At 74.8% G+C, this 20,874-nt stretch carries 20 protein-coding genes; 5 read left to right on the forward strand and 15 right to left on the reverse strand.

All coding sequences use genetic code 11. The annotated features are described in order from the left end of the window. Window positions 1–51: 51 nt before the first annotated feature. Complete coding sequence (gene thpD, locus ACIO92_RS18000; protein ID WP_366441749.1) at window positions 52–951, forward strand: ectoine hydroxylase; 900 nt, start codon at window positions 52–54, stop codon at window positions 949–951. 113 nt (window positions 952–1,064) lie between these two features. On the opposite strand, the gene ACIO92_RS18005 is transcribed toward thpD, so the two are convergent. The 6 genes from ACIO92_RS18005 to ACIO92_RS18030 all read right to left on the reverse strand — a co-directional run bounded on the left by ACIO92_RS18005 (window position 1,065) and on the right by ACIO92_RS18030 (window position 7,540). After that, window positions 1,065–2,105 (reverse strand): pyridoxal-phosphate dependent enzyme, encoded by a 1,041-nt coding sequence (locus ACIO92_RS18005; RefSeq protein ID WP_402057407.1) that lies wholly within the window; start codon window positions 2,103–2,105, stop codon window positions 1,065–1,067. Then, window positions 2,026–3,054: a GHMP kinase gene (locus tag ACIO92_RS18010; protein WP_402282134.1), complete on the reverse strand. Its 1,029-nt coding sequence runs from the start codon at window positions 3,052–3,054 to the stop codon at window positions 2,026–2,028. Before ACIO92_RS18010 ends, ACIO92_RS18005 begins: the two co-directional genes overlap by 80 nt. Continuing rightward, a complete protein-coding gene (locus tag ACIO92_RS18015; protein ID WP_402057403.1) occupies window positions 3,051–3,929 on the reverse strand; it encodes a Rossmann-like domain-containing protein in 879 nt (292 codons plus the stop codon). Before ACIO92_RS18015 ends, ACIO92_RS18010 begins: the two co-directional genes overlap by 4 nt. A gap of 350 nt (window positions 3,930–4,279) precedes the next feature. Next, complete coding sequence (locus ACIO92_RS18020) at window positions 4,280–5,095, reverse strand: ABC transporter ATP-binding protein (protein ID WP_366441753.1); 816 nt, start codon at window positions 5,093–5,095, stop codon at window positions 4,280–4,282. After that, window positions 5,092–6,513 (reverse strand): iron chelate uptake ABC transporter family permease subunit, encoded by a 1,422-nt coding sequence (locus ACIO92_RS18025; protein ID WP_402282132.1) that lies wholly within the window; start codon window positions 6,511–6,513, stop codon window positions 5,092–5,094. Before ACIO92_RS18025 ends, ACIO92_RS18020 begins: the two co-directional genes overlap by 4 nt. Further along, window positions 6,503–7,540 (reverse strand): ABC transporter substrate-binding protein, encoded by a 1,038-nt coding sequence (locus tag ACIO92_RS18030; protein WP_402282130.1) that lies wholly within the window; start codon window positions 7,538–7,540, stop codon window positions 6,503–6,505. The genes ACIO92_RS18025 and ACIO92_RS18030 overlap by 11 nt, the downstream gene beginning before the upstream one ends. A 166-nt stretch (window positions 7,541–7,706) precedes the next feature. Here ACIO92_RS18030 and ACIO92_RS18035 point away from each other — a divergent pair, with 166 nt between their 5' ends. Beyond that, complete coding sequence (locus tag ACIO92_RS18035) at window positions 7,707–8,996, forward strand: MFS transporter (protein ID WP_402282128.1); 1,290 nt, start codon at window positions 7,707–7,709, stop codon at window positions 8,994–8,996. Between the two features lie 160 nt (window positions 8,997–9,156). Here ACIO92_RS18035 and ACIO92_RS18040 read toward each other — a convergent pair whose 3' ends face one another. Then, complete coding sequence (locus tag ACIO92_RS18040; protein ID WP_401237225.1) at window positions 9,157–10,179, reverse strand: metallophosphoesterase family protein; 1,023 nt, start codon at window positions 10,177–10,179, stop codon at window positions 9,157–9,159. A gap of 379 nt (window positions 10,180–10,558) precedes the next feature. Here ACIO92_RS18040 and ACIO92_RS18045 point away from each other — a divergent pair, with 379 nt between their 5' ends. Genes ACIO92_RS18045 through ACIO92_RS18055 form a run of 3 tightly spaced genes read left to right on the forward strand, consistent with a single transcriptional unit; the run spans window position 10,559 to window position 13,083 of the window. After that, complete coding sequence (locus ACIO92_RS18045; protein WP_366441891.1) at window positions 10,559–10,837, forward strand: polyprenyl synthetase; 279 nt, start codon at window positions 10,559–10,561, stop codon at window positions 10,835–10,837. Next, window positions 10,827–11,882: a polyprenyl synthetase family protein gene (locus ACIO92_RS18050; protein ID WP_366441758.1), complete on the forward strand. Its 1,056-nt coding sequence runs from the start codon at window positions 10,827–10,829 to the stop codon at window positions 11,880–11,882. Before ACIO92_RS18045 ends, ACIO92_RS18050 begins: the two co-directional genes overlap by 11 nt. Before the next feature lie 37 nt (window positions 11,883–11,919). Beyond that, a complete protein-coding gene (locus ACIO92_RS18055) occupies window positions 11,920–13,083 on the forward strand; it encodes an oxygenase MpaB family protein (RefSeq protein ID WP_402282125.1) in 1,164 nt (387 codons plus the stop codon). Window positions 13,084–13,233: 150 nt separating this feature from the next. On the opposite strand, the gene ACIO92_RS18060 is transcribed toward ACIO92_RS18055, so the two are convergent. From ACIO92_RS18060 to ACIO92_RS18095, 8 genes are read right to left on the reverse strand one after another with little or no spacing between them, the layout of a single operon-like run. Next, on the reverse strand, window positions 13,234–14,100 hold the full coding sequence (locus ACIO92_RS18060; RefSeq protein ID WP_401237224.1) for an amidohydrolase family protein: 867 nt from the start codon (window positions 14,098–14,100) through the stop codon (window positions 13,234–13,236). Continuing rightward, window positions 14,097–14,408: an L-rhamnose mutarotase gene (locus ACIO92_RS18065; RefSeq protein ID WP_402282123.1), complete on the reverse strand. Its 312-nt coding sequence runs from the start codon at window positions 14,406–14,408 to the stop codon at window positions 14,097–14,099. The genes ACIO92_RS18060 and ACIO92_RS18065 overlap by 4 nt, the downstream gene beginning before the upstream one ends. Next, entirely contained in the window at window positions 14,405–15,211 is an 807-nt protein-coding gene (locus tag ACIO92_RS18070; RefSeq protein WP_402282121.1) for a lactate utilization protein C, read from the reverse strand. Before ACIO92_RS18070 ends, ACIO92_RS18065 begins: the two co-directional genes overlap by 4 nt. Continuing rightward, complete coding sequence (locus tag ACIO92_RS18075; RefSeq protein WP_402282196.1) at window positions 15,208–16,734, reverse strand: lactate utilization protein B; 1,527 nt, start codon at window positions 16,732–16,734, stop codon at window positions 15,208–15,210. Before ACIO92_RS18075 ends, ACIO92_RS18070 begins: the two co-directional genes overlap by 4 nt. 20 nt (window positions 16,735–16,754) lie before the next feature. After that, a complete protein-coding gene (locus ACIO92_RS18080; protein WP_402282119.1) occupies window positions 16,755–17,492 on the reverse strand; it encodes a (Fe-S)-binding protein in 738 nt (245 codons plus the stop codon). Continuing rightward, entirely contained in the window at window positions 17,489–18,637 is a 1,149-nt protein-coding gene (locus ACIO92_RS18085) for an aldo/keto reductase (RefSeq protein ID WP_366441765.1), read from the reverse strand. Before ACIO92_RS18085 ends, ACIO92_RS18080 begins: the two co-directional genes overlap by 4 nt. Beyond that, entirely contained in the window at window positions 18,634–19,398 is a 765-nt protein-coding gene (locus ACIO92_RS18090; RefSeq protein ID WP_366441766.1) for an SDR family oxidoreductase, read from the reverse strand. The genes ACIO92_RS18085 and ACIO92_RS18090 overlap by 4 nt, the downstream gene beginning before the upstream one ends. After that, entirely contained in the window at window positions 19,395–20,747 is a 1,353-nt protein-coding gene (locus ACIO92_RS18095; protein ID WP_366441892.1) for an enolase C-terminal domain-like protein, read from the reverse strand. Before ACIO92_RS18095 ends, ACIO92_RS18090 begins: the two co-directional genes overlap by 4 nt. Between the last annotated feature and the right edge of the window lie 127 nt (window positions 20,748–20,874).

Below are 20,874 nucleotides of genomic sequence, written 5' to 3' on the forward strand. Positions count from 1 at the left end.
GGGTGCCCCGCGCCCCACCCCCGTACGAGACAAAGGAAGGCACCACCTCTCATGACCTCCGCCCCCGCCCGTCCCGTCGACCTCTACCCGACCCGTGGCACCGAGGAGCGGCTGATCGGCCGCAAGGATCCCGTCGTGTGGTCCGCGCCCGGCACCGCGGGGCCCTTCTGGGCCCGGGAACTGGAGGAGTACGAGCGCGACGGCTTCGCCACGGTGGACGCGATCGTCACCCCGGAGGAGGTCGAGGAGCTGCGGAACGAACTGGACCGGCTCATCGCCGATCCGGCGGTGCGGGAGGACGAGCGGGCCGTGGTCGAACCGCGCTCGCGGGAGATCCGCTCCGTGTTCGAGGTGCACCGGACCAGCGAGGTCTTCGCCCGGCTCGCCGCCGATCCGCGCCTGGTCGGACGCGCCCGCCAGATCCTCGGCTCCGACGTGTACGTCCACCAGTCCCGCGTCAACGTCAAGCCCGGGTTCGGCGCGAGCGGCTTCTACTGGCACTCCGACTTCGAGACCTGGCACGCGGAGGACGGGCTGCCGAGGATGCGGACGGTGTCGGTGTCGATCGCGCTCACCCCGAACCACACCACCAACGGCAGCCTGATGATCATGCCGGGGTCGCACCGCTCGTTCCTGGGCTGCGCCGGGGCGACCCCCGAGGACAACTACCGGAAGTCGCTGCGGACGCAGGACGCGGGGACGCCCTCCGACGAGGCGCTCACGACGTTCGCGGAGGCGTGCGGCATCCGGCACTTCACGGGGCCCGCGGGCTCGGCGACCTGGTTCGACTGCAACGCCCTGCACGGCTCGGGCGACAACATCACCCCGTATCCCCGCAGCAATGTGTTCCTGGTCTTCAACAGTGTCGAGAACCGTCCCGAGCTGCCGTTCGCCGCGCCGGTCCGGCGCCCGTCGTTCATCGCCGCGCGGGACGTCGCCCCCGTCGGCTGACCGTCGGCCGACCCGCGGCTGGCCGTCGGCCGACCCGCGGCGGGGCGCGTGCCCCGCGAGGTCGCCCCGGTCCGGTTCGTCCCGCGCGGACGAACCGGACCGGGGTACGCGTCCTACGCGCTCGCTCCCGTCGTACGGGGTGAGGCCGGGTGGTTCCACGGCCGGCGGTTCCACCGCATCCGGGACCAGGGCAGGGCCAGTTCGCGCTGGCCGGAGATCTCCTTCGGGGCGAGGGACGCCAGCGGGGCGGCCTCGCGGTGGCGGCTGTGGACGGTGTCGACGTAGCGGTGGCCGGTGTCGGGTGCGACGAACACGACCGTGCGGCCGGGGGCGCGGTCGCGCTCGTGGCGGGCCGCGAGATGGGCGGCGCCGGTCGAGAGCCCGGCGAAGACCGCGTGCCCGCGCAGGAGTTCGACCGTGCCGGAGAGGGCCGCGTCGAAGGAGATCCAGTGCAGGGTGTCGTACAGCTCGTGGGAGACGTTCCCGAAGGGGATCGAGCTGCCGATGCCCGCGATGATGATCTCCGGGTCCGTGGTGTGCTCGGCGCCGAACGTGAGGCTGCCGAAGGGCTGGACACCGACGAGTTCGACATCGGCGGGGTGGTCGGCCGCCTCGCGGAGGTAGCGGGTGAGGGCGCCGGTGGAGGCGCCGGAGCCGACCCCGCCGACGAGGGTGAGGTTCCGTCCGCCGGTCTCCTCCCTGATCCGGTCGGCGACCGCCCGGTAGCCGAGGTGGTGGACGGCGTCGTGGTACTGGCGCATCCAGTGGTACTCGGGGTGCGCGGCGAGGATCTCGTGGACGCGCTCGACCCGCCGCTTCTGGTCGAGCTTGAGGTCGTCGCAGGGTTCCATCTGCTCCAGGGTCACCCCGAGCACGTCGAGCTGGACCCGTAGCGTGCGGTCCACGGTGGATGAGCCGACGATGTGGCAGCGCATCCCGTGGCGGTGACAGGCGAGGGCCAGGGCGTGCGCGTAAATGCCGCTGGAGCTGTCGAGGAGCGTGTCCCCCCGGCGTACGGCCCCGGTGTCGAGCAGATGGCGGACGGCGGCGAGGGCGGAGACGACCTTCATCGTCTCAAAGCGCAGACAGACGAGCCGGTCGTCGAGGTGTATCAGGTCGGGCCTGCCGATCGCGTCCGCGACGTGCCGGTCCATGCGGGGACTCCTCGGGGGTGGGAAGGGTGGTGAAGACACGGGTGGCGGGGATGCCGTGGGCGCTCAGCGCGCGCAGACAGTCGCGGACGCGGGCTCGCGGGTCCCCGGGGGCCGCCGGGTCGAGGAGGACTCCGGCCACCGCGCCGCTGTGCGCGATCTGCACGCCCGCCGCGCCGAGCCGCCGGGCGACGGCGGTCAAGGTGCCGAACTCGGCGTGGCCGAGGGCCTCCTGGCCCCTTCGGGCGCTGGCGGTGGCGACCTCACCGAGGAGGGGTACGTCGCCGGTGGCGACGGCCCGGCGCAGCAGTCCGCGGAGCCGTTCGTACTCCCGGACGTCCGCTTCCGTCGCCTCCCGTACGGGGAGGGCGAGGGTGTCGACGGGGGCGCCGCCGCCGAGGGCGCAGCCCACGACGAGCAGGGGCGGCAGGGCCCGGCCGAGGACTTCGAGGACCCGGCCCTCGCGCTGGGCGAAGAGCACGGGGCGGCCGTCGAGCATCAGCGGATCGCTGGCCCGTTCCGCCCGGACGGCCAGCCGGGCGACGGCTCCGGGTGCGAGGCGGAGCCCGTGCGCGGCGGCGACCGCGCGGACGGCGGCGATGACATCACTGGTCGAGCTGCCCATGCCCAGCCCCACCGGAACGCTCCCGCTCATCGTCAACTCACCCCCGCAGGAGGGGAGTCCGCAGCGCGTGGCACATTCGGTGACGGCGAGGGCAGCCGCGCGGGCGGCCTTGGTCCGGTCGGCGGGGGTCACGGTCAGCGCCTCGGGCGGGGTGCCGGGGCGGCGGCGGAACGTGGCGGTGCTGCCGGGACCGGGCAGCGGGAGGGTGACCAGACCCGCGCACCGCAGGCCCTCGGCGTCGCGGAAGACGCCCTGGAGGAGCTCGCCGTGGTGGCGGGGGGCGTGGCCGGTGCCGGTGTCCGGTGGCGTTCCGGTGGCCGGGGTCATGCCCCGTCCCTCCGTGCGCCGGGGCCGGTGGGGCCGGTGGAGTGCGTCGGGTCCGTCCGGTGGCGGTACCGGTACAGGGGCGTCTCGTCGGCGCTGAACTGGGAGAAGGGGAAGGGTTCCGCCGAGAGGGCGGTCACCCCTGAGCCGAGGAAGGCGCGGGCGACGGCGGAGCCGGTCTGCGCGTACACGATCAGCGGAACGTCCCGTGCCCGGCAGCGTTCCAGGACGGTGTCGAAGGAGCCGTTGCTCAGGGTCATCCCGGTGGCGACGACGGCGTCGGCACGGTCGAGGACGGCGTGCATGTCGTCGGTGACGGGGTCGCCCCACTGGGTGGCCCTGAGGTTGAAGTCGCAGGGCAGGGGCTCGCATCCGCGCTCCCGGATGGCCGCGACGAGGGGGTTGACGACGCCGATGAGGGCGACCTCGGCGCCTTTCGGTACGTCGAGGAGTCCGGCGACCGCGGCGTCCCGCGCGACCGCGCGGACCTCCGGGGTGCCCGTGGGCAGGGTGACGCGTTCGGCGTCGCCCGCCTCGGCAGCCGCGCGGTGCGGGCGGGTCTCCGCGAGGTAGGCGTCGAGGGCGGCGATCCGCAGCGGGAGCGGGCCGGTGCGCAGCAGGACGTCGAGCGGGGCCCCGGAGGACGCGCGGCAGATCTCCGGGGTGATCTCGCCCGCCTCGAAGGCGCAGCCGCCGAAGGAGCCGCCGAGACGGACCAGGACGTACTGGTTGAGGTACGTGGTGGCACCGCCCGCGAGCCGGGTGCCGTGGTGGATCCAGAACACGCTGGTCGCGAGGAGCGAGGCGGGCGAAGGGCCGTGCTCCCCGGCGAGGACCGCGTCGACGAGCCGGGCGACGGGCCCGAGGGGGGTGGTCACGGGGGCGGCGGTGGAGGCGGGGCGGGCGGACGGGAGCGGAGGACGTGCGGGGAGGGACGGGAGGGACATGGGGTGGACTTTCTTGTCGGTGGGCGGGGTGAACGGGGCCGGGTGATCCGGCCGGTGGGGTGTGGGGGACGGGCTGGACCGCCGGTTCGGCGCGCACGGCCGTGCCGGTGGGCGGGCCGCCGGGGTGAGGCCGTACGGCCGGTCCGGGGGCAGGTCGCCGGGGTGAGGCCGTACGGCCGGTCCGGGGGCAGGTCGCCGGGGTGAGGCCGTACGGCCGTGCCCGGTGACCGGGGCCGAGGCCGTACGGCCGGGTCGGCGGGCGGACGCGGTGGGCCCGGCGGTCAGCCGGACCGGTGGACGGGGCGGGTCGGCCGGGGTGTGCGGCCGGTCGCGCCGAGTGGGCCCCGGTAGGTGACGGCCGGGTGTCCCAGGGCATCGGTGGTGAGGGTGGCGTCGACCCCGAAGACCTCGGCGAGCCGTTCGGTGGTGAGGACCTCGGCGGGTGTTCCCGCCGCGACGAGGCGCCCGTGGTGCAGGAGCAGGAGCCGGTCGCAGTACCGGGCCGCGAGCGACAGGTCGTGCAGGGCGACCAGGACCGTGCGGTCGGTGCCGGTGAGCAGTTCCATCAGTTCCAGCCGGTGGCGGACGTCGAGGTGGTTGGTGGGTTCGTCGAGCAGCAGGGCGCGGGGCTCCTGGGCCAGTGCGCGGGCGATGTGGGCGCGTTGCCGTTCTCCGCCGGACAGGGCCTTCCAGGAGCGCCCGGCGAGCGCGGTGAGCCCGAGGCGTTCGAGGGCGGCGGCGGTCACCGCCCGGTCGGTGGCGTCGGGTCCGCGCCAGCGGTCCCGGTACGGGGTCCGGCCGAGGCCCACGACCTCGGCGACGCGCAGATCGGTGTCGGCGGCCGGGTCCTGGGCGACGAAGGCGGTGTGCTGGGCGATCCGGCGGGCGGTCCAGCCGCGCACGGGCCGCCCGTCGTAGCGGACCGTGCCGGTGTCGGGGTCGCGCAGCCCGGCCAGGCAGCGCAACAGGGAGGACTTTCCGGAGCCGTTGGGGCCGAGCAGTCCGACGGTCTCGCCGGGTGCGACGTCCGCGCCGACCCCGCGCACCACGGGGGTGCCCGCGACGGACCAGCTCAGGTTCTCGGCGGTGATCCTCACAGTTCACCCCGTCTGCGCAGGACGAGGAGGAAGAGGGGGACGCCGATGAGGGCGGTGATCACTCCGACGGGCATCTCCCGGGGTGCGAACGCGATCCGGGCGAGGGCGTCCGTCCACACCAGGAAGACGGCCCCCGCGAGTGCCGAGCACGGCAGCAGGGCGCGGTGGAGCGGGCCGACGAGGAAGCGGACTCCGTGCGGGACGATCAGTCCGACGAAGCCGACGGCCCCGACGGTGGCGACGGCGACGGCGGTGAGCGCGGCCGTCACGACGAGCAGGAACGTCCTGGTCCGTGCCACGCCGATGCCGAGGGAGGCGGCGGTGTCGGCGCCGAACGCGAGTCCGTCGAGGGCGTTCGCGCAGCACCAGGCCGCCGCGAGGCCCGGCGGGACGACGAGCGCGCAGAGGACGACCGTGTTCCAGCGGGCGGGAGCCATGGAGCCGAGGAGCCAGTGGGTGACCGCCCGGGTGGTGTCCGCGTCCGCCGCCGCCATGAGTGTCAACGACGTCACGGCGGCGAGGAGTTGGCCGACGACGACCCCGGTGAGGACGATACGGACGGAGTCCGGGCCGGTGCGGCGCAGGAGAGCGAGGAGCAGGGCGAAGGCGAGGAGGGCGCCGAGGAGGGCGCCGCCGGTGACCCCCAGGGTGCTCGCGCCGACGCCGAGGACGACCACGGTCACCGCCCCGGCGGAGGCGCCGGAGGAGACGCCGAGCAGATAGGGGTCGGCGAGGGCGTTGCGGGTGACGGCCTGGAGGACGGTGCCGCACACGGCGAGCGAGGCACCGACCAGCGCGGCCGTCAGTACGCGGGGCAGCCGCAGGTCCCAGACGAGCGAGTCGAGGAGCGGGGGCAGCGGCTCGACGTCCAGACCGAGCCGGGTGCCGAGGACGCGGGCGAGGTCGGCCCAGCCGATCCCGGTGGTGCCGACCCGCACGGCGGCCACGACCGAGCAGACGAGGACGACGGCGAGGAGGGACATCCGCCACCCCCGGGCGAACACGGCCCCGGGCACGGGAGTCACGGCCCCCGGACCGCCGTACTCCCCACCGGAGTCGGCCGGTACGGCCGTCGGCCCGCCGGGCACGGATTCGGGCACGGATTCGGGCGCGGATTCGGGCGCGGATTCGGGCGCGGAGCCGGGCACGGAGCCGGGCACGGAGCCGGGCGCGGAGCCGGGCACGGAGCCGGGCGCGGAGCCGGGCGCGGGCACGGACCCGCCGGACACCACCCGGAGGCCGACGGGTACGGCCGGGCGGTCCACAGGCGCACCGCTGAAGTCGGCGGGCCCGCCGACCGCCCCGGCGGGCGCGGCCCCGGAACCGGCGGGCGCGGCCCCGGCTTCGACGCGCGCGGCCCCCGGATCGGCGGGCCCGGTCACCGGCTCGACCGGCGCGCCCACGCCCTCAGTGGGCACGGCCCAGGTCCTTCATGCCGTCCGCGAGCAGCCCGAGGGTGTGCACGGAGCGGACCGAGGGGTCCAGTTCGATGCCGGGGACCTGGAGGATGTGGTTGTCGCGGACCGCGTCGAGGCGGGAGACCACCGGGTGGGCGGTCAGTTCGGCCCGCTTCTCCGCCGCGCTGTCACCGGGGCGGCCCCGTTCGGACAGGTCGCCCACCACGATGAGGTCGGGGTCGCGCCGGGCGACCTCCTCCCAGGAGACCTCCGGCCAGTCCTCGCCGATGTCGTCGAAGGCGTTCTTCGCGCCGACGATCCGGCTCATCTCGCTGGGCAGTCCGGTGCCCCCGGCCACGTACGGCATCCCGTTGAAGACCGAGTAGAGGAAGACGACGGTCGGGCGGTCCGCGTCCCGCCGCGCGGGGGTGCCCTCACGGACGCGGAGGACGGCGGCGCGCTGTTCGGCCGCGAGGTGGCGGGCCCGCTGCGCGGCGTCGCCGCCGAAGAGCCCGCCGAGGTTCTCGTAGTCGGAGAAGAGGAGTTCGAAGGGGTTCCGGTCCGCCGGGTCGAGCCGGGGGCAGTCGACGGCGCTGACGAAGGTGGGGACCTTCAGCGCGGCCAGTTCCTCACGGGTGCCCGCCCGGTCCTTGGTGTAGAGGTCGGCCGATCCGGCGACGACGATGTCGGGTGCGGCGGCCCGGAGTTGTTCCCCGGTGGCGATCTTCGGGGCGATGACGGGGACGTCGGCGTAAGCCGCCTCGTACACGGCGGGGATCTTCGTCTTGAGGTTGGCGGTGCCGGCCATCCGGTCCTGGAGTCCGAGGGCGAGCAGGATCTCGGTGGAGGTCTGGTCGAGGGTGACGGCCCGCCGGGGCGGGGCGGCGGGGGCCACCTCCCGGCCGCAGCTGACCACGGAGACGGCTCCGGCGGGTCCGGCGGGTCCTGGGCCGCCGGTGGGTCTTCCGCCGGTGGCGGTGGCGCAGCCGGTGGCCGCGAAGGCGAGGGTCAGGGTCAGGGCGAGGCCCGTTCGGGCGGGGTGGCGCATGGGTGCTCCGGTCGGAGAGGGCGGCGGGGTGCGGGCAGGGGTGGGTGGGGCGTGCACCGGTCGGGAGTGCCGCGTTCGAAGGGTACTGTAATGGCAATCATTTTCATTAACGACCCCGGGGCGGCCCACCGCGCCGCTCCCCCGCCCTCCCAGGAGTCCTGCCGCCATGACCGTCACACCCGCGCCGACCCCGGCCAAGTCCCCGCCACCGCCCCCGCGTCCGGTCCTGCGCGACCCGGCCTTCCTGCGGCTCTGGACCGGCACCACCGCCTCCGGACTCGCGACCTGGGCCCTGCCCTTCGTCCTGGGACTCGCCGTGCTCCACCGCCAGCTGGACGCCGCGGGGCTCGGGCTGGTCCTGGCCGCGCGCACCGCCGGTTTCCTCGTCGCCGTCGCCGTGGGCGGTGTCCTGGCCGACCGGCACTCGCGCCGCGCGGTGGTGCTCTGGTCCGGCCTCGCCGCGGCGGCGGCGGCCCCGCTGCTCGCCGGGGGGCTCGACCGCTCCCTCGCCCTGATGACGGCCGCCGCCGTACTCGCCGGGGCGGGGCAGGGCGCCTGCCGCCCTGCCTTCCAGGCGCTCACCGCCGAGACCGTCGACCCGGCGGACCGTCAGCGGGCCAACGCCGCCCTGACCCTGGCCGTACGGTCCGCCACCCTCACCGGGCCCGCCCTGACGGCGCTGCTCGCGGCCTTCCTCGACGTCCGGACGCTCCTGTTCGGCATCGGGGCGCTCTGGCTCGTCGCCGCGCTGGTGCCGGGCAGGGGCGCGCCCCTGCCGAAGGACGGCACCGCGACGGAGGACGGCGCACCGGCCGACGGGCCCACCGCGCGCCCGGGGTTCCGCGCGGAGTTCCTGGAGGGCATACGGGAGGCGCGCCGCCACCCCTGGTTCCTCGCGGGGCTCGGCGCGCTCGTCGCCGTCATCGCCCTGGGGTACTCGGCGACCGGCGTGATCCTGCCGCTGGTCAGCCGGGACCGTTACGGCTCCGAGTGGGTCCTGGCGGCGGCCCTGACCGCGTACACGGTGGGCGCGCTCGGCGGGGCGCTCGTCATGTCCCGGTGGCGGCCCCGCTCACAGGGCCTGGCGGCGCTCGCCGGACTCGCGGCCTACGGCTTCGCGCCGCTGAGCCTGATGCTGCCGGTGCACCCGGTCGTCGTCGTGGCCGCCTACGCCGTCGCCGGGACCGGCATCGAACTGTTCAACGTGCCCTGGTTCACCGCGACCCAGCGGGAAGTGGCACCGGAGAAGCTCGCCCGGGTCTCCTCGCTGGACTTCCTGGTCTCGTACGGTCTCGCGCCGGTGGGCCTCGCCCTGATCGCGCCCGCCGTCGGACGGTTCGGGATCACCCCCGTGCTCGCCGTGTGCGCCGCCGCCTGCTTCCTCGTACCGGCCGCCGCGGCCCTCGTCCCCACGGCCCGTCACTTCGCGCGCACCGCGCCGACGGCGAGGGAGTGAGGGCGGCCCGGGACGGGAGGCGACCGACGCCCGCCCTCCGACCGACGCCCGCCCTCCGGCCGACGCCCGCCCGGCGGCGCCCCCGGCTCGACGGCCCGCCCCGGCCCACGCCCACCACCCTTCGGGTGGCGGCCGTGGGCCCGCGGTCACGCCCGGCGGCTCAGATCCATGTCGACAGCGGGACCGTGATCTGCTTCAGCCACGCCCCCGCCGCGAAGTCGCGCGCGCGGACCACCACCCGGTCGTGGAAGACCTCGACCTGGAGACCCTGGTTGAACGTGCCCGGCACGGTGACCTCGCCGCCCTTGCCGTCGTCCGTGTAACCCGTCTGCACGGCACCGGTGTTGACCACCGAGAAGCCCTCCGGGTTCGCCGTGCCGGGGACGACCCGGCGGACGTACCAGTCCGACAGGGCGAGGTCCCAGTGGGTGTGCCCGCAGAACAGGAAGACGTCCCGGTGGCGGCCGAGGATGCCGAGGAGACGGTCCGCCTGGAGGTAGTCGCGGGAGTACAGCCGGTTGTGACTGCCCGAGACCGTGTTCGGGAGGGGGTGGTGGGTGACGACCATGACGGGCTTGCGGCGCCGCGCCCAGTACGCGAGGCGCTCCTCCAGCCAGGCGAACTGCGCCTCGCCGATCCACACTTCGTCCCAGAGCTTCGGGTCGTGGTAGTGCATGTACTTCTCGGTGCCGATGCTCAGCACGGGAACGCCGCCGAACGAGTGCTCCGCCCGCACCGAACCACGGCCCGCGAAGCGGTAGAAGCTCCGGAACAGCGAGTCCTCCGTGGTGCCGTTGGGCCAGGTGTCCTGCGCGAGGGTCTCGGGGTCGCGCCACTTGGGGACGTAGAACTCGTGGTTGCCGATGGCCCAGGCGACCGTACGCGGGTGGCTGTGGCGCTTCAGCTCGGCGGCCACCGCCGCGTACTCGGCGTCGTACCCGCGCGGGGTGATGTCACCGGCGACGGCGAGCCCGGAACTGGCCGGATTGGTGCGCCGCATGTCGTCCAGGGCCACGCCCAGGTCCCGGAGGTCGCCCTGGATGTCGCTGATGACGTTGAACGCGGTGACCGGGCGGCGGCCCGGACCCGGGTGCGCCGGGGGCGTCGCACCGGCCGGTGCCTGCGACGCGGCGACCGCGCCCACCGCTCCTGTCGCGACCGTGAGCAGAGACCTGCGATCCACGGGGAGTTCCTTTCGTACGGGTGCGGCGCCGCCGGGCCGCGCGCGTCCCCGCGCTCCCCCACGCGTGGGCCCGCACGCGTGCCTCCCGGTCCACCGCGCTTCGATCCAGACCCGTCATGGATACGCAATCCGTCCGGCCCGCCACCCGGCGCGGGCGTGTCCGCCCGGTGAACAGGCCCCGTCGGACGGGCGCCCGGCCGTCGGAGGACGGCCGGGGAGACCGTGCGGGACAAGCCCGAGCCCGCTGTTCCTCCGGCGGAGAGCCGGAAAAGATCACTCGTTCGTGAGTTCCGGCCCCGGCCGCCGGTCGTGCGCCGCCACACTGCGCACGGCGGCGCACGATCCGCGCCGCGTGGACGAACTGCGCGGGAGTGACGGCATGACACGGGAGACGGGGCAGCACCAGGGACCGGGCGAACAGGCGGTGCTGCTCCTCGCGGGGCTCGCGGACGTCGCGGTGGGCACCCTGGGCTCGGCCCTGGGGACGGTACGGGGTCTGACGGGCCGTTCGGACGCGGCGGAGCTGGTGGCGGACGCCGAGCGGGACCTGATGGCACGGGGACGGCTGCTCCTCGACCGGTACGCGGTCGTGCCACCGGCCCATCTGGAGGTCCTCGCCCAGCACGTCCTGGCCAACCGGACCCGCGATGGCGGCTGAGGGCTGGGAGGCGGCGGCGTTCGCGGCGCGCGTCGACGAGGTGCTGCACCGGTTCGTCGCCGAGGAGGCCGACCGGCTCGCCGCGGTCGATCCGGCGCTCGGGCCGGTCGCCGAGCAGGTCGAGGCGGCGGTCGCGGTCGGCAAACGGCTGCGGGCGGCCTTCTGCTACTGGGGCTGGCGGGCCGCGCGGCAGCCCGAGAGCGACGCCCTGCTGCGGGCGGCGGCCTCGATGGAGCTGGTGCACGCGGCGGCGGTCGTCCATGACGACCTCATCGACGACAGTCCGCTGCGGCACGGGCGGCCCACCGCGCACCTGGCCCTGGCCGGGGCCGTACGGCACCATCCCCGGGCGGCGGGCGCCGCCCGGTCGCTCGCGATGCTGGTGGGCGACCTCCTCATGTCGCTCGCCGGGCAGTTGTTCGCCACCAGCGGTCTGCCCGCCGCCTATCTGGGGCGGGCCCGGCCCCTGTGGGCGGCGCTCGCCCGCGACCTGGTCGCCGGTGAGTGCCTGGAGATCCTCCACACCGGCACCGCCCCGGACACCGCCGCCTCGCTCAAGGTCATCCGCTACAAGACCGCGAAGTACACCGTCGAGCAGCCGCTGCTGATCGGCGGCGCCCTGGCCGGGGCGGACGAGCGGCTGCGCGAGGGGTACACGGCGTACGGGCTGCCGCTGGGCGAGGCCTTCCAGCTCCGGGACGACCTGCTCGGCCTGTTCGGCGACCCGCTGCGCACCGGGAAGTCCGACTCCGACGACGTGCGGGGGCAGCGGCCGACCGCCCTCCTCGCCGAGACCTGGCGCGTCGCGGATGCCGGGGAGCGCGAGCGGCTGCGTTCCCTCCTCGGCCGTCCCGACCTGGACCAGGAGGGTCTGGAGGCCGTACGGGAGGTGATGCGCGGGCTGCGGACGCCCCAACGCGTCGAGGGCATGATCGCCGCCCGGGTCGAGGAGGCCCTCGGCGCCCTGCACCGCCTGGACGTGTCCGCCCCGGCCGTCTCGGCCCTGACCTCCCTGGCGCACTCGGCGACCGTCCGCCTCTCCTGACCGCGCCCCACCCCTTCCCCCCTTGAGGAGTCCTGCCATGTCCCGCACCGAGGCGTCGATGAACGCCCTGCGCGAGAGCGGCGACGCGCTCGCCGACGCCACCGTCGCCACGCTCTTCGAGCGCGGCGAGACGGGCACGTTCAACACCCTGATGCGTTTCGTCTCCACGGCGGGCGCCCCGCTGCCGGAGGGACTGCCCGACGTCGCCCGGGAGTACCTGCGGGTCACCGCCGCCCCGCCGTCCTGGGCGGACTGGGACGAGATGGAGAAGGCGCGCCTGTTCTTCATCGACAACAACGTGCACATCTCCACGGCGCTCTCGTTCGCCTCGATGCCCGCCTGCTACCTCGTCCCGCACGTGGCGAAGCTCCTGTCCGCGTCGCACGGCCTGAACTACCCGTCCAACCGGATGGCGGCGACCGGCCAGTTCACCGTGCAGCTGATGCAGCCCGGCGCCTTCGAGGAGGGCAGCCGGTTCATCCCCGCCGCGCAGAAGGTCCGGCTGCTGCACGCCTCCATCCGCCACCACCTGGTCAGGGCGGACCGCTGGGACACGGTCCGTCTCGGGGTGCCGATCTGCCAGGAGGACATGATCGGCGGGCAGATGTTCTTCTCGATGCTCGTCCTGGACAGTCTGCACCGGCTCGGCATCCACATGTCCGAGGAGGGGGCGGCGGCCTACTACTACGCCTGGCGGGTGGTCGGCGCCATGCTCGGCGTCGACCAGGAGGCGGTGCCCGAGACCCTCGACGAGGCCCGCGAGTTCCTCGACCTCTACATGGTCCGGCACATGGGGCCGTCCCCCGAGGGCGTCCATCTCACCCGGCAGCTCGTCGACCTGTACGAGGAGGTCGTGCCGGGGACCCTCTTCGACCCCGTGGTCCCCGCCCTGATCCGCTATCTCGTCGGGGACACCTGCGCGGACTGGCTTGAGGTCCGCAGCACCCCCTGGGACTCCCTCGTCAAGGCGGTGCCGCACCTCCTCGGAGTCCTGGAGACCATCGAGGACAAGTCCCCGCTGGGCGCCTGGGCCCTGGACCGGCTCGGCCACTTCACCACGCTCTTCGAGCTGTCCTCGCTGACCCGGGGCCGGATCATGCACTACGCCGTGCCCCAGCACCTCAGGGAGGAGTACGGGGTCCCCACCGGGCCGTCCCGCACCGGGCGCTGGACACCCCCGGCGGCGACGGTCGCGCCCTGACCGGGCCGGGCGGGGACGGCCCCGGAACGTTCCACGCGACGCGCGTACGGCCTTCCGGACACGCGTCCGCGCGACGGGGACGGCGGGACGCGCCGACGGGACCGGTGCGGTCGCCGGTCCTCGTGGCCGTCCCCGTACCGGGACCGGCGCTCAGTCCGTGAGCGTGTCCAGCCGGTACGCCCGCGTCGCCGTGCCGCCGAACACCGCCGCCCGCTCCGTACGGCTCAGCGCGTCCGTGAGCCGTTCCGCCACCGCCAGCGTCCGGCCGTACGAGGCCGCCAGGGTGCACACCGGCCAGTCCGAGCCGAACATCAGCCGCGCCGGACCGAAGGCGTCGAGGAGGACGTCGGCGTACGGCCGCAGGTCCCGGAGCGACCAGGTGTGCCAGTCGGCCTCGGTGACCAGGCCCGACAGTTTGCACACGGTGTTCGGGCGGGCCGCGAACTCCCGCAGCCCGGCCGCCCAGGGGGCGGTCTCCCCGCCCGCGACCGGCGGCTTGGCCCCGTGGTCGAGGACGAACGTCAGCTCCGGCAGCTCCGCCGCCGCCCCGGCCGCGGCGGGCAGCTGGTGCGGCAGGATCACCAGGTCGTACGCGAGACCGGCACCGGCCACCGCCCGCAGTCCGCGCAGGACGTCCGGACGCAGCAGCCACTCCGGGTCCGGCTCCGACTGGACCTGGTGACGGACGCCCACCAGCCGACGGCCACCGGGCCCCTCCCGCAGCGCGGCCAGCACGTCCGCGACACCGGGCGCCGTCAGATCGGTCCAGCCCACCACCCCCGCGACCAGGTCGCTGTCGCGGGCCACCCTCAGCATCTCGGGGGTCTCCTCGGCCACGGTCACCGTCTGCACCAGCACGGTGGCCGTCACGCCCGCCGCCTCGGCCTCGGCCCTCAGGTCGCGCTCGGTGAAGGTGCGGCGCAGCGGAGCGAGCGCGGGGCCGGTGATCCACTCCTGGTCGCGTACGGCGAGGTCCCAGAGGTGGTGGTGGGCGTCGACCAGCGGCGGGGAGGTCACAGTTCCCACACCACCGGGAGCCCGGCAGCGGCGCCCTCGTCGGAGTAGTCGTGCACGACGTCGAGGAGTTCGGCCATCCGCGCCTGCCAGACCACGTTGACCGGCAGCTTCTCCAGTTCGGCCAGGAGAACGGCGTAGTCCTCGCAGTCGATCAGATGGAAGAGCTCCGTGCCGCTGCGCCAGATCGTCCAGGACGTGCAGCCCACCGCCCGGATCGCTCCGGTGAGTTCGGCGGGAACCTCGCGGTGCGCCTCCTCGTAGGCGGCGACCCGGTCCGCGCGGACCCGGGTGTGCAGGGCGATTCTCATCGGGGGACTCCAGGGGTGTCGGGTGCGGGCGGGTCCGAGGGCTTGGGCACGGGCCCTTCCGGGGCGACCAGGACGACGTCGAGGGTGCGGGGCCCGTGCACGCCCTCGACGCGGTCCAGTTCGATGTCGCTGGTCGCCGAGGGCCCCGAGACGAAGGTCAGGGGTCTGCGGGGGTCGAGCCCCGCCAGGGCCTCCGGCACGTCGGGGACGACCTGCTCGGCGCGGACCACGCACAGGTGGTGGTCGGGGATCAGGGTCAGCGCCCGGCGGCCCTGGCCCGGTCCGGCGTCGAGCACCAGGGTCCCGGTCTCCGCGACGGCGAGCGCGGCCGTCGTCAGGGCGCTGTCGACGAGGTCGAGCTCCCGGACGGTGAGGGGCGGGGCGTCGCGGACCAGGTCCGCGTCGACGCCGGTCAGATAGGCGGGCGGGAAGCCGTCGGGGACGACGACCCGCCGGGCTCCCCGGCGAGCGAGGAGGGCGGCCACGGCGCCCGCGACCTCGTCGGGGGCGCAGCGCACCACGGTGGCGCGGTAGTCGGCGACGCGTTCGGCGAAGAGCGCGACGGCGTCGTCGGGCGCGGTGGGGCGGCGGGGGCCGGGGAGGGCGGGGACGTCGTCGGGCGACTCGCCCTCGGGGACGTCCCCGAGGGCGGCCCGGACGCGGGCGAGCACGGTGGCGCGCGAGCCGTTCGCGCGATGGCCGGGGGCGGGGCGGGAGTCGGAGGCGCGGCGGGCGCCGGACGCGTGGGGGGCGCCGGACGAGCCGGGCGCGGGGGACGAGCCGGGCGCGGGGTCCTCGTTCATCGTTCCTCCCGTTCCTCTTGGTTCCGCTCGTTCTCTCGGTTCTCTCGCCACCAGGTCCGGAAGGACTCCCGGGGCGGTGGCGCGGTGTCCCGGGCGGCCGACCAGCCGCCGAGCGGGCCCGGCAGGTGTCTGAGGGGTCCGCCCCGGCCCCAGAGACGCCCGCCGGCCGAGGCGGCGCGCTGGGCGAGGCCCAGGAGCGCGGGCGAGTCGAGGACGGCCGAGGCCGCCTTCATGACCAGGGCCTCCGGCGTCGGGGCCGTACGGCTGTCACGGCGGGCTTCGACGGCCTTCGCCCGCAGGTGCACCAGGACCTCCGGGATGTCGATCTTCACCGGGCAGGCGTCGTAGCAGGCGCCGCAGAGGGTGGAGGCGAACGGCAGTGACGCGGCCCGTTCGACGCCCACGAGCTGCGGGGTGAGCACCGCGCCGATCGGGCCGGGGTAGACGGAGCCGTAGGCGTGGCCGCCGGTGCGTTCGTACACGGGGCAGACGTTGAGGCAGGCGGAGCAGCGGATGCAGGCGAGGGTCTGGCGGCCGACGGTGTCCTTGAGGACGTCGGTGCGGCCGTTGTCCAGGAGGACGAGGTGGAAGTCCTGGGGGCCGTCGCCGGGGGTGACGCCCGTCCAGAGGGAGGTGTAGGGGTTCATGCGCTCGCCGGTGGAGCTGCGGGGCAGCAGTTGCAGGAACACCTCCAGGTCCTGGAAGCGCGGGACGACCTTCTCGATACCCATGACGGTGATCAGGGTCCGGGGCAGGGTCAGGCACATGCGGCCGTTGCCCTCGGACTCGACGACGGCGACCGTGCCGGTGTCGGCGGCGGCGAAGTTGGCTCCCGAGACCGCGACCTCGGCGGTGAGGAACTTCTCCCGCAGATGGAGCCGCGCGGCCTCGGCGAGCGCCCGGGGGTCGTCGGACAGGTCGTCCGGGGCGGCCCGGCCCCACTCCCCCATGCGGGCGGCGAAGAGGTCGCGGATCTCGGCCCGGTTGCGGTGGATGGCGGGTACGAGGATGTGCGAGGGCCGGTCCTCGCCGAGCTGCACGATGAGTTCCGCGAGGTCGGTCTCGTACGCGGTGATCCCGGCGGCGGCCAGGGACTCGTTGAGTCCGGTCTCCTGGGTGGCCATCGACTTGACCTTGACGACCTCGCGGCTGCCGGTGGCGCGGACCAGGTGTTCGACGATCGCGTTGGCCTCGGCCGCGTCGGCGGCCCAGTGGACGGTGCCGCCCGCCCCGGTGACGCTCCGTTCCAGTCGTTCGAGGTAGTGGGCGAGGTGGCGTGCGGTGTGCCGTTTGATCGCGGCGCCCGCCTCGCGCAGTTCCTCCCAGTGCGGCACCTCGCCGGTGGCGTCGAGGCGTTTGGCGCGGATGGTGGTGGTGGCGTGCCGGAGGTTGTGGCGCAGCCGGGTGTCCGCGAGGGCGGTGCGGGCCGCCTCGGGGAAGGCGGGGGTGCCGAGCCAGACGCGGCCGTCGTGCTCCGTACCGCCGCCCGCCCGGCTTCCGCCGGTCCGGTCTCCGCCGGTCAGGTTTCCGCTGTCGCGCCGCTTCACCGCTCTCCTCCGGTGGCCGCGAGGATCTCCGCCAGGTGCATCACGCGGACTCCGCTGTTCAGCCGGTCGAGGCCACCACCGAGGTGCATCAGACAGGAGTTGTCGGCCGCGCACAGCACTTCGGCGCCGGTGCCCAGGACCCGGGTCATCTTGTCGGCGAGCATGGTGGTGGAGGTGTCGGCGTTCTTGACGGCGAAGGTGCCGCCGAAGCCGCAGCAGGAGTCCGCCCCGGGCAGGTCGGCGAGCTCGATGCCCCGGACGGCGCGCAGCAGGCGCAGCGGCCGGTCCGCCAGGCGCAGTCCGCGCAGGGAGTGGCAGGTGGGGTGGTAGGTCACGCGGTGCGGGAAGACGGCGCCGACGTCGGTCACGCCGAGCACGTCGACGAGGAACTCGGTCAGTTCGTGGACGGCGGGCACGACGGCCGCCACCGCTTCCCTGAGGGCGTCGTCGCCGAGCTGGGCGGCGAGCACCGGGTACTGGTGCCGGACCATGGCCGCGCAGGAGGCGGAGGGCGTCACGATCGCGTCGTGACCGGCGAAGGCGCGGGCGAACCGCTCCACCAGGGGCAGGGACTCCGGGCGGTATCCGGTGTTGAAGTGCATCTGGGCGCAGCAGCTCTGCTCAAGGGGGAACTCGACGGCGTGGCCGAGCCGTTCGAGGAGGGTCACGACCGCCTTGCCGGTGCCGGGGAACAGGGTGTCGTTGAGGCAGGTGACGAAGAGCGCGATCCTCATGGGCGGCTCACCCCCGGTCCCGGTACGGGGACGTCGGCGGACAGGTGGCGGGCGGTCCGCAGTTCGTCCCAGAGCGCGTCGGGCACGGGGGTGTCCAGCAGGTCGGCGGCGTCGGTGACCTCCTCGGCGCTGCGGAGTCCCAGGAGGACGCCCGCCACGGCCGGGTGGCCGAGCGGGAAGCGGGCGGCGGCGGCCCTGAGCGGCACGCCGTGGCGGGCGCAGACCTCCCGCAGGCGGAGGGCGCGCGCGAGGGTGTCCGCCGGGGCGGTGGCGTAGTCGTACGGGGCGCCCGGACGCGGGTCCGCGAGGAGGCCCGAGTTGAACACCCCGCCCGCGACGACGGACACGCCCCGGCGGCGGGCGGCGGGCAGGAGGACGTCCAGACCGCTCTGGTCGAGCAGGGTGTAGCGCCCGGCGAGCAGGACGACGTCGATGTCGGTGTCGGTGACGAAGCGGGCGGGCACCGCCGTCTGGTTCATGCCGATGCCGATGGCCCGCACGACGCCCTCGGACCGCAGTCGTTCGAGGGCCGGGTAGGCCTCGCGCAGGGCCTGGTCGGCGTGGTGGTCGGGGTCGTGGAGGTAGACGGTGTCGACGCGGTCGAGGCCGAGCCGTTCCAGGCTCTGTTCGAGGGAGCGCCGGACGCCGTCCGCGGTGAAGTCCCAGGCCCTGCGGTGCGTGGCGGGTACGGCGAAGCCGTTGGCGAGGTCGTCGCCGGTGCCGCCGGGGGCGGGCACGAGGAGGCGGCCGACCTTGGTGGAGACGGTGTACGCGTCTCTGCGGCGGTCCCGGAGGAAGGCGCCCAGACGCCGTTCGGAGAGTCCGAGGCCGTAGTGGGGCGCGGTGTCGAAGGAGCGGAGGCCACGGTCCCAGGCGGTGGCGAGGGCGAGGGCCGCGTCCTCGTCGGTGACGGGCCGGTAGAGGTTCCCGAGCCCGGCGGCGCCGAACGCCACCCGGGTCGTCCAGGCGGTGGACCTCCCGAGGGGGACGCGGGCGGCGAGGAGGGCGGGGGCCTTGCCGGGCCCGGTGTCACGGGCGGGGCGGGTGGTGTCGGCCGGACGGTCCTCGGAGGTGCCGGGCCCGGTGTCACGGGCGGCCGGGGTGGCGGGGCGGGCTCCGTCGTCCATGGGGTCGGTGGGGCTCATGTGGTCGCCTGCCGCAGCCGGAGGCCCGCCATGCCGCCGTCCACGGCGAGGGAGGTGCCCGTGACGGACGCGGCGGCCGGGGAGGCGAGGTAGGCGACGGCCGCCGCGACCTCCTCGGCGCTCACGAGCCGTCCGGTGGGCTGGCGGGCACTGAGCGCGGCGCGTTCGGCGGCCGGGTCGTCGGCCGCGTCGAGGAGGCGGGCGACCCACGGGGTGTCGACCGTGCCGGGGTTGACGCAGTTCACCCGGACGCCCTCGCGGACGTGGTCGGCGGCCATGGCCAGCGTCAGGGAGAGCACCGCGCCCTTGCTGGCCGAGTACAGCGCCCGCTGGGGCAGTCCGGCGGTGGCGGCGATGGAGCAGACGTTGACGACGGCCGGGTGCGCGGAGCGCCGCAGATGGGGCAGTGCGGCCCGGGTCGTACGGACGACGCCGAGGACGTTGACGTCCAGTACGGCGTGCCACTGTTCGTCGGGGTTGTCCTCGACGGTCCCGGCGGCGCCGATGCCCGCGTTGTTGACGAGGACGTCGATCCCGCCGAGCGCGGTGGCCGCCGCGCCGACGGCCGTACGGACGGAGGCGTCGTCGGAGACGTCCGCGCGCAGGGCGGTGAACGCGCCGGGTACGGCGTCCGGGTTCAGGTCGAGGACGGCGACGGCGGCGCCCTGCGCGTGGAGCAGCCGGGCGACGGCGAGGCCGATGCCCGAGGCGCCGCCGGTGACGACGGCACGCAGTCCGGCGAACGGGGTGGGGGTCGTCATGCCGTCACCTCCAGGGTGTTCCCGGCCGGGGCTCCGGCCCCGGTCCTGATGGCGGCCTGTTCCGCGAGGTCGGCGGCCCAGAAGGGACCGTCGGGGTAGGCGAAGGTGGCCAGCGAGTCCGGGCGCATGTCGGCGGAGAACCCGGGTGCCAGGGGGGCGGTGTAGTGGCCGTCGCGGATGACGGCGGGGTGCGCGAAGTGCTCGTGGAGGTGGTCGACGAACTCGATGACCCGGTCCTCGGTGGTGCCGCTGAGCGCCAGGTAGTCGAACATGGCGAGGTGCTGGACGAGTTCGCAGAGCCCGACGCCGCCCGCGTGCGGGCAGACCGGGACGCCGAACTTGGCCGCGAGGAGCAGGATGGCGAGGTTCTCGTTGACCCCGCCGACCCGGGCCGCGTCCAGCTGGACGATGTCCACGGCGCCGGCCTGGAGGAGCTGCTTGAACACGATGCGGTTCTGGGCGTGCTCGCCCGTCGCCACCTTCACCGGGGCGACGGCGGCGCGTACCCGGGCGTGGCCCAGGATGTCGTCGGGACTGGTCGGCTCCTCGATCCAGTACGGGTCGAACTCGGCGAGGGCGCGGGTCCATTCGATCGCCTCGGGCACGTTCCAGCGCTGGTTGGCGTCGACGGCGAGGCGTACGTCCGGGCCGACGGCCGCGCGGGCGGCACGGCAGCGGCGGACGTCGTCGGCGAGGTCGGCGCCCACCTTCAGTTTGATCTGGGTGAATCCGGCGGCGACGGCCTCCTGGGCCAGCCGGGTCAGCTTCTCGTCGGAGTAGCCGAGCCAGCCGGGCGAGGTGGTGTAGGCGGGGTAGCCCCGGGCGAGCAGGGTCCTCTCGCGCTCGGCCCGTCCCTCCCTGCCGTGTCGCAGCAGGCCGAGGGCCTCCTCCGGGGTGAGCGCGTCGGCGATGTACCGGAAGTCCACCTGGGAGACGAGCCACTCGGGTTCGGCGTCGGCGAGCAGCTTCCACAGCGGCTTGCGCCGCCGCTTGGCCGCCAGGTCCCACACGGCGTTGACGACGGCGCCCACGGCCATGTGCATGACGCCCTTCTCGGGGCCGAGCCAGCGCAGCTGGCTGTCACCGGTCAGCGCGCGGCTGACCAGGCCCGGGTCGGCGCAGAGTTCTTCGACGGAGCGGCCGATGACGTGCGGGCGCAGGGCCTCGATGGCCGCGACCTGGACGTCGTTGCCCCGTCCGATGGTGAAGGTGAAACCGTGGCCCGCGAGGCCGCCGGGCTCGTCCGTGCGCAGGACGAGGTAGGCCGCGGAGTAGTCGGGGTCCGGGTTCATCGCGTCGGACCCGTCGAGTTCGCGGGAGGTCGGGAAACGGATGTCGTAGGTGTCCATCGCGATGACCCGTGTGATGTCAGTGGACAACGGGGTTCCTTTCACACCTGGGCTGCCTGGCTCCGTGCGCGGCTCGTCCGGCCGGGCGATACGGAGCGGCCCCAACCATCAGCACAGATCGGGTGAT

The organism is Streptomyces sp. NPDC087215, from assembly GCF_044744885.1.
GTDB lineage: Bacteria > Actinomycetota > Actinomycetes > Streptomycetales > Streptomycetaceae > Streptomyces.